The following is an 8,134-nucleotide window of genomic DNA, read 5'->3' on the forward strand; positions in this document are numbered from 1 at the left end:
ATGACTAACGCGAGCGAATCCCCAGCGCACCGTTACGGCGCTGGCCTGGCTAATCAGATTGAGCAGAAGTGGCAGACGTTCTGGAAGGACAACGGCACGTTTAACGCGCCGAACCCGGTCGGCGACCTCGCCACGGGCGACCCACTGCCCGAGGACAAACTGAATGTGCAGGACATGTTCCCGTACCCGTCGGGGGCGGGGCTGCATGTGGGTCACCCGCTTGGCTACATCGCGACGGATGTGTTTGCTCGCTACAACCGCATGTTGGGCAAAAACGTGCTGCATACGTTGGGCTATGACGCGTTTGGTTTGCCGGCGGAGCAGTACGCGATCCAGACGGGTACGCATCCGCGTACGACGACTGAGGCGAATATACAGAATATGAAGCGTCAGCTGGGCCAGTTGGGTCTGGGCCATGATCCGCGTCGTTCGGTGGCGACGACCGACCCGGAGTTTTACCGTTGGACGCAGTGGATTTTCCTGCAGATTTATAACGCCTGGTTTGATGAGGAGCTGCAGAAGGCTCGTCCGATTGAGGAGCTGGTCCGTGACCTGCTTACGGGCGCCCGCAAAACCAAGGATGGTCGCAGCTTCCGCGACTTGACGCACGCGGAGAAGCACAAGGCGATTGATGAGTTCCGCTTGGTGTACCTGTCCGATTCGATGGTGAACTGGTGCCCTGGCCTGGGCACGGTGCTGGCGAATGAGGAGGTCACGGCGGAGGGTCGTTCGGAGCGCGGAAACTTCCCGGTGTTCCGCAAGCGGCTGCGTCAGTGGATGATGCGTATTACTGACTACTCGGATCGCCTGCTCGATGACCTCGACTTGCTGGATTGGCCGGAGAAGGTCAAGGCGATGCAGCGTAATTGGATTGGTCGTTCGCGTGGTGCGCAGGTGGCGTTCGCATCGGAGGCTGGCCCGATTGAGGTCTTTACGACGCGCCCGGACACCCTGTTCGGCGCGACCTACATGGTGCTCGCGCCTGAGCACCCGCTTGTCGACGCCCTCACGGCCGATGCCTTCCCGGCCGACACGGATGAGCGTTGGACGAATGGGGCGGAGTCGCCGAAGGTGGCCGTCGAGAAGTATAGGGCGGCTATTGCTGCCAAGAGTGACTTGGAGCGCCAGGAGAATAAGGAGAAGACTGGCGTGTTCCTGGGTTCGTTTGCGACGAACCCGGTGAGCGGCGAGCAGGTCCCGATCTTTATTGCTGATTATGTGCTGACGGGCTACGGCACGGGCGCGATCATGGCGGTGCCGGCGCACGACGAGCGCGACTACGAGTTCGCGACCGTCTTTGGTCTGCCGATTGTGCCGGTGCTCGACGGCGACATCGCAGAAACTGCCTTCACCGGCGACGCGCCGCACATTAACTCGGCGAACGAGCAGGGCCTGGACCTCAACGGCCTGGGCAAGGACGAGGGTATCGCGAAGGCGATCGAGTGGCTGGCCGCGAACGGTGCTGGTGAGGAGAAGATCCAGTACAAGCTTCGCGACTGGCTCTTTGCCCGCCAGCGCTACTGGGGCGAGCCGTTCCCAATCGTCTACGACGAAAATGGCCAGGCGCACGGCCTGCCGGAGGACATGCTGCCGGTCGAGTTGCCGCAGGTGGAGGACTACAACCCGGTGTCCTTCGACCCGGAGGACGCGGATTCTGAGCCGGCGCCGCCGCTGGCGAAGGCCACTGACTGGGTCGAGGTCGAGCTCGATCTGGGTGAGGGCACGAAGAAGTACTGGCGCGACACGAACGTGATGCCGCAGTGGGCGGGTTCGTCCTGGTACCAGCTGCGCTACATCGATCCGACGAACCAGGACGCGTTCTGCGACATCGAGAACGAGCGCTACTGGACCGGCCCGCGCAGCGAGAACGATCCGGGCGGCGTGGACCTCTACGTCGGCGGTGTGGAGCACGCGGTGCTGCACCTGCTCTACGCCCGTTTCTGGCACAAGGTGCTCTATGACCTGGGCTTTGTGTCCTCGAAGGAGCCGTACCGCCGCCTGTTCAACCAGGGTTACATCCAGGCGTACGCCTACACGGATTCGCGTGGCGTGTACGTCCCGGCCGCCGAGGTGGAGGAGAAGGACGGCAAGTTCTACCGCGACGGCGAGGAGGTCAACCGCGAGTACGGCAAGATGGGCAAGTCCCTGAAGAACGCCGTCGCGCCGGATGACATCTGCCGCGATTATGGTGCGGATACCCTGCGCGTTTACGAGATGTCGATGGGCCCGCTGGACACGTCGCGCCCGTGGGCGACGAAGGACGTCGTCGGCGCGCACCGTTTCCTGCAGCGCCTGTGGCGCCTGGTTGTGGACGAGGAGTCCGGCGAGGTCACCGTCACCGACGCCGCGCTCACCGAGGATGACAACAAGCAGCTGCACCGCACCATCGCCGGTGTCCGCGACGATTACGAGCACCTGCGGGACAACACGGTCGTCGCAAAGCTGATTGAGTTCACGAACTACCTGACCAAGACGTACCCGTCGGGCGCCCCGCGCGCGGCGGTCACTCCGCTGGTGCAGATGGTCGCGCCGCTCGCCCCGCACATCGCCGAGGAACTCTGGGCGAAGCTCGGCCACGCCGACACCATCACGTTCGAGCCGTTCCCGACCTTCGAGGAATCATTCCTTGTCGACGCCACCATCGAACTCCCCGTCCAGATCAACGGCAAGGTGAAGGCCCGGATTGACGTCCCGACGGACGCCTCCAAGGAGGACACCGAGGCGGTTGCGCTGGCGGATGCGCGCGTCAAGGAACTGGCCGACGGCAAGAACGTGGTCAAGGTGATTGTGGTGCCGGGACGCATGGTGAACCTGGTCGTTAAGTAAACGTTCAGGAAACGTGTAGGTGCTGCGGAGCGTTTGTGTGTACTGTTGGGCACCATGACTGAACCAAATACACCTAACAACGATCCGCAGAACCCGGGCGGCATCCCGTCCTACCCGGAATACGGCGCGTCGCCATACGGTCAGTCCTCGGGACAGCCTTCCGGCCAGTCTTACGAGGAGCAGGCCGATTTCGGTGCGTTTGACGTCAACTCGGCCACCCAGGCGTCCGGGGAGAGTGCGTTGCGTTACCACGGCGCCCAGCTCGCCGTCCCGACGAGCCCCGCAGCAGCCATGCTTGCTAACGACGACGGCTTCGTCGGCATCACGCCTTCCCAGTACGGCGACGGCGTCACGCCGCACCCGATCAGCAACCCGGCCGTCAACGGCGTCGCGCACGGGCTGGGCACCGGGAAGCTGTCCGTCGGCGCTGCGCTGAAGTACGGTTTCAAAACTGCCTACGCCAACCCGGGCACCTGGCTGGTGCTCGCGTTTGTGTACGCGCTGCTGAACAACATCGGGGCCGTCTTCCAGAGCGACACGGTCAGCGCCCTGGGCATGCTGGCCCTATTCTTCGTCACGCCGCTGTTCCTGGCCGCCGCGCTGCAGCAGACTCTGGTCGGCCCGAAGCAGTTCATCCTGAAGGACATCAAGTCGGCCGCGTACGGCAAGACGCTTGGGATGACGGTGGTCGTCGGCATCATCACGTCCCTGATCTTCTTCGTGCTTATGGCGATCGGGTTTGTCGCCGGGTTTGCCGGCGCGGACCCGGAGGCGCTCCTGACCGCCTCGAGCGGTGATCTCAGCGCTATCGACCCATCCGCGTTCGTGACCCTATTCGTTGGGATCGGCATCGCGGTGCTGATCATGTTGCTTATCTCGCCGTTCTTCATCTTCCAGTCGTTCTACGCAGCCGACAACAACGGCACTTTCGGCGACGCCTTCAAGGCCGGCTTCACCACAGCGAAGCGCAACTACGGTGGTCTGCTCGGCCTGATGATCGTCTGCGGGATCCTGATGGCCACCGTCTCCGGCAGTGGCGCCGCCTCCAGCGTGGCCGCTTTTGTCTCGCTGGTGTTGGGCACGCTGCTGGCCGCCCCAGCACTCCTGGCGATGGTATACGCCTACCGCCAGGTCTCCGGCGGCCCCGTCCCGCACGAGGTAGCCGTTGCCTAAGCGCAGCACCTACTACACGGCCGTGGCACTGACCGCCGCGGCCGTGCTCTTTTTTACCGTCGGCAAGGCGTACGTTGGCCTGCCCGGGGTGTGGGACACAATCTCCCACGAGGTCCGCCACCTGCGCCTCATCCCCTTCGGCTCCTTCATCTACTACCGAGTCTGGTGGGGGCCGTGGCTCAACCTCATCGGCAACATCGTCCTCTTCCTTCCCGTCGGCTACTTGGCCCGCCTCCGGCTCGGCAAGGTCTGGAAGGCCGCCCTGGTGTCGATGGTGGCGTCACTAAGCATTGAAGTAGCCCAGTACGTGCTCGCCGCCGGCTACTCAGATATCGACGACCTCATCATCAACACCGCCGGCGGCACCCTGGGCGCTACACTTGCCCACATGCCCAGCTTCACCCGCACCATCTTCCCCGACGGCAACGAGCCCGACGCCCGCTTCACCCTCGCCAACGAGCGCACCTTCCTCGCCTGGACCCACACCGCGCTGGCATTCCTGGCAGGCGGCATCGCCCTCGGCGCCTTCGACGTCACCGGCATCCCACCCGGCACCCAAACCTTCGCCGCCGCCACCGTGATCGTGATCGGCATGGCTATCGCTGCCGGCGCCGCCATCCGCTGGGTCCGCGTCGAACGAGCGCTGCGCCACGGTCGCCCGCTGCCCGCCCCAGCGATCGCGCCGCTGCTCGGCGTCGGCATCTTGGTCGCCTCCATCGTGGTGTTAGTGGGGCTCCTCTCGTGACCATCCCAGTTGCCGACCCCGGCCTCCAGCCCGAGCGCACCGCCCTGAGCTGGACCCGCACCGCCCTGGCCATGCTCGTCTGCTCGATGGCGCTCCTGCGCTGGTCCTACGCCTACCCCGTACCCGTCTTCGGTGCCATCGGGCTCCTGCTCACCCTGGCAGTGGTGCTCATCTCCAGATATCGACGCCTCTACCGCACCGAAGCGCACAACCTCGCCCAGGAGCGCTCCCAACCAAACACGGCCTCCGTCCTTGCTACTGCGTGTGCGCTGGTTGCGCTTGGTGGCCTGGGCCTGTGGCTGGTCCTTGTGAATTAAGGGGTCGAGGGTCTGCGCACCTTTTTCCTGCCTAAAAAATCCGCGACCTGGGCAAACGCGCCGGGCCGTGGGCGAACGCTCTGTGTCAAGTGGTTGTGGGCCAGATTCATGGTTAACAATGCATCATCAATGCACGCGGCGTCGGCGCCGTTTCCAGCTTCTTGAGACCATCTTGTTTTGAAACCCAGTTTTTGATGGCGCTCTGAGTGTACGTTCCGTTGTTCTGGGTCATGCCAGGGCTGTTGAACTTCAGCGTGCAGTGATTCTGGTAGTTCTTAGTGCTCATCGTGTTCGACGCAGCATCGGCAGTCGGCGCGAGCATGGAAGCAGCCATCGCGGCGGCGAGAACGGTAGCGGTGATCTTCTTCATCGTGATGTCCTTATATATAGAGATGAAGCCCCGCACGGTGCGGGGCTTCAGGGGTGCTGAGTTGCCTACTTGAGGAGGTCAGTCAGGAACTGCGCAACAGGCGCTGGCAGCATGTGGCGGAACTCAGGCGAGAACGCCGCACCAAGCGCCGCAATGCCGATGCCAAGAGGCACAATGACCTTCAACAGCCAGTACGCAGCCGCGCGGCCCTGGTGAGGTTCGACCACGGAGGACAGCGAGTTCACGAAGTTAGTGGAGTAGTTCTCGCCGTTCGCGCAGGCCTGTAGCGCGAGCAGATCTTCGCCCTTCTTAAAGTTGTAAAGCGTAGCGTCTTCGTCGCCTTGCAGGTAGAGCCCGTGGTACAGGAGAATGGCATTAGCGGTAGTGGCATCTGGCATCTTCAGCTTCGCCTGTGCAGGGGTGAGCGTATCCGGCAGACCGTATGAGTGCGTGATCTTGCACGAATTGCCGGAGACGACGGTGGTCACCACGTATGCGTCGTCATAGCTGCTGCCCTTGTCTTCCGCAGCACCAGCTGTCGGGACGGCCAGGCCGAGTGCCATGGTTGCAGCTACGGCTGCGGTTGCGAACTTCTTCACAATGAGATCTCCTTTAGTTGACAGGAAGAATTAAGGTTCCTGTTCATTTAATCCCCCCCCCCCCCCCCTATCTTTTGTCAATTTCTGGTTACCAGGCCTTACGCTGTGTCGGTGGAGCGTCGAACTGGGGACGTCAGTTCGAGAAACGTTGGGTATCACAGAGGTTCTTGTGCGTCATGCGATGGATGCCCGATTGCAGGAATGGAGCCGGAGGGAAACCGGCAACCCTAGCTGACGTCTTGAAGAGCCTGCTTCTCTGCTCCTTCTCTGCTCCGAAGCCTCACACAAGGTAAGCGACGAGAGGTATTGCGGCGTGCACGGAAGGGTGCAGCCCGACCTCGGCGATCAGCATGGCACTCCGTAATTCCCGCGCTTTTAACTCGGCACAGGAACGCCAGGATAAAAACGAGGAATTCCTGTACGTTAGCTGTGCACCACAATCCAGAACCGGACAGCATCGAACTGGGAAAATAGCACCTCGGATAACAGGGGGACCCTGAATTTGGTGCGCCACCCGTCAAAAAGGATCGGTCTCAGCAAAAGGAAGAAAGCCCTACATGTGCAAAATGTCCTGTAGAGCTTTCTCACTTTATAGCGAGGGACCTTGTCCTCACTTCCTCTTCACGTATGCGACTCCTGGAGAAGTTCAACGCAAGCTGCCGCTGAGCTATGCCAATCAACTTGGCAAGGTCATCCGGTACGCGAATGGTTTACAATTCCCGTCGACCTCCTCCGGGCGACCAAAACCCCTGGCCCCCGCACCCGGGGAGTATCGCCACACCCAACTTAAAACGAAAGAACCCCTCCCGATGCTTCGACGCTGCGTCGGTATTCGGGCGAGGTTCCTTCTACTGGAGTGCACTCGAGCCGGAGACTCTACTCACTCTCTCGCTTGACACGCTAACCAATGGGACAGACAATAGTCAAGTCTAAAGGTGCCTTCATGGGGGTGTAAGGCTATGCACGGAAGCACACACGCTAAAAACGTATTAAAAGCGCTCGGCCAACAACGGATGGAAAAATTTCTAGCGCAAAGCGGAAATCATGCTGGTAGAGCGCTCAAGTTGTACGCTTGGGATGCCGAACTCTCTGCAGCAATGGGGAGCCTCATCGCTATCCTAGAAGTAGTTCTCCGAAATAAGATTTGCGCGGCTATCGATATTTGGAGCGATCAGCCCCCGGGCAGTAACAAAAATTGGATTCTCACTCCGGACCAAAACGTTCAGTCTCCATTATCGGAAATCAGTAAAGCAATCTCAGGACCCGCTATAAACAAAGCACAGAAAGCTAAAGAGATTCGAGATAACGGTGCCGGCCTCTTCACTGGACATCACTTACGTAGTGGGCACGGCTTGACACGCGATGACGTAATCGCTCAGGTCTCACTCACTCAATGGAAACAGAATTTTTTCTACCGAGAGCCCGAAATACAGGACGACGGGAGCATGAAATTCTTTCCGGACCAAGTTACGTATACAAGAGCAAAAGCAGTCTACGAAGCGATTACTCACAAAGCTCTATCAGGTGGACCTTCACCGATTGCACCTGACCGTGCAAGTCTTATCATGCACCACGCTGTGCTGCTTCGAAACAGAATTAGCCACCAAGAAACGCTCATCAACATCGATTGCAAGGTGTATCGCCAAGAGTTTCTCGAACTTTTAAAATGCCTCGACCAAGATGTTCTGGCCTACTACACTGCCAACGACCCTATTCCCGAAATTTTAAGCAGGGATCCTCGAAACACTGCTCCGCGATAGCCTCGCTCGCTTTTCAGCTTGTCATCCACGCCAGCGGCAATGGTATCCGCGCCAAAACGCATTGCATGCATCATGTGTGGGGGCGCTCTCGCTCGCAGGAAATGAAACTCGGTCATGCATTGCACCCCCACGCCATTGGCAACGTCAGGCAGCGGACCCGCGTTTGTTGTCGACGCCAATTCCCCCATCTTGCGCTGACCTGCATTGGTCAACGCTAAGAGGTCGCCCGGAACGTCCCGTCGGCCAACAGGCCGAACCGCACGCAAATCTGTTCACAAAATCTCTAGCAACGCTCCCACGACACATCCCACCCCGCCACACCTCACCCACTACACTGTGTATCC

The 8,134-nt window shown here is 60.5% G+C and carries 7 protein-coding genes; 5 read left to right on the top strand and 2 right to left on the bottom strand.

Annotated features, from left to right (window positions below):
• The 4 genes from leuS to ACXIUA_RS09565 form a co-directional block, all read left to right on the top strand.
• Positions 1–2,826 (top strand): leucine--tRNA ligase (gene leuS, locus ACXIUA_RS09550; protein ID WP_457976684.1); only part of this gene is annotated, 2,826 nt, incomplete at its 5' end.
• Positions 2,827–2,880: 54 nt separating this feature from the next.
• A complete protein-coding gene (locus ACXIUA_RS09555; RefSeq protein ID WP_457976685.1) occupies positions 2,881–3,999 on the top strand; it encodes a hypothetical protein in 1,119 nt (372 codons plus the stop codon).
• 43 nt (positions 4,000–4,042) lie between these two features.
• Positions 4,043–4,744: a VanZ family protein gene (locus ACXIUA_RS09560; protein ID WP_457976690.1), complete on the top strand. Its 702-nt coding sequence runs from the start codon at positions 4,043–4,045 to the stop codon at positions 4,742–4,744.
• Positions 4,741–5,061, top strand: coding sequence for a DUF202 domain-containing protein (locus tag ACXIUA_RS09565; protein ID WP_457976686.1), 321 nt, complete (start codon positions 4,741–4,743; stop codon positions 5,059–5,061). The genes ACXIUA_RS09560 and ACXIUA_RS09565 overlap by 4 nt, the downstream gene beginning before the upstream one ends.
• 112 nt (positions 5,062–5,173) lie before the next feature.
• On the opposite strand, the gene ACXIUA_RS09570 is transcribed toward ACXIUA_RS09565, so the two are convergent.
• Together ACXIUA_RS09570 and ACXIUA_RS09575 are read right to left on the bottom strand one after the other, a co-directional pair.
• On the bottom strand, positions 5,174–5,431 hold the full coding sequence (locus ACXIUA_RS09570) for a hypothetical protein (protein ID WP_457976687.1): 258 nt from the start codon (positions 5,429–5,431) through the stop codon (positions 5,174–5,176).
• A 65-nt stretch (positions 5,432–5,496) separates the two neighbouring features.
• Positions 5,497–6,030 (bottom strand): hypothetical protein, encoded by a 534-nt coding sequence (locus tag ACXIUA_RS09575; RefSeq protein WP_457976688.1) that lies wholly within the window; start codon positions 6,028–6,030, stop codon positions 5,497–5,499.
• Between the two features lie 959 nt (positions 6,031–6,989).
• Here ACXIUA_RS09575 and ACXIUA_RS09580 point away from each other — a divergent pair.
• Positions 6,990–7,790, top strand: a complete 801-nt coding sequence (locus ACXIUA_RS09580) for a hypothetical protein (protein ID WP_457976689.1) — start codon at positions 6,990–6,992, stop codon at positions 7,788–7,790.
• Positions 7,791–8,134 lie beyond the last annotated feature (344 nt).

This window comes from Corynebacterium sp. UMB8791 (assembly GCF_054166365.1).

What these genes read in the sequence shown, in the direction of transcription:
- ACXIUA_RS09555 (WP_457976685.1), top strand. Translation starts at nt 2,881, where the DNA reads ATGACTGAACCAAATACACCTAACAACGATCCGCAGAACCCGGGCGGC.
- ACXIUA_RS09580 (WP_457976689.1), top strand. Translation starts at nt 6,990, where the DNA reads ATGCACGGAAGCACACACGCTAAAAACGTATTAAAAGCGCTCGGCCAA.
- ACXIUA_RS09570 (WP_457976687.1), bottom strand. Translation starts at nt 5,431, where the DNA reads ATGAAGAAGATCACCGCTACCGTTCTCGCCGCCGCGATGGCTGCTTCC.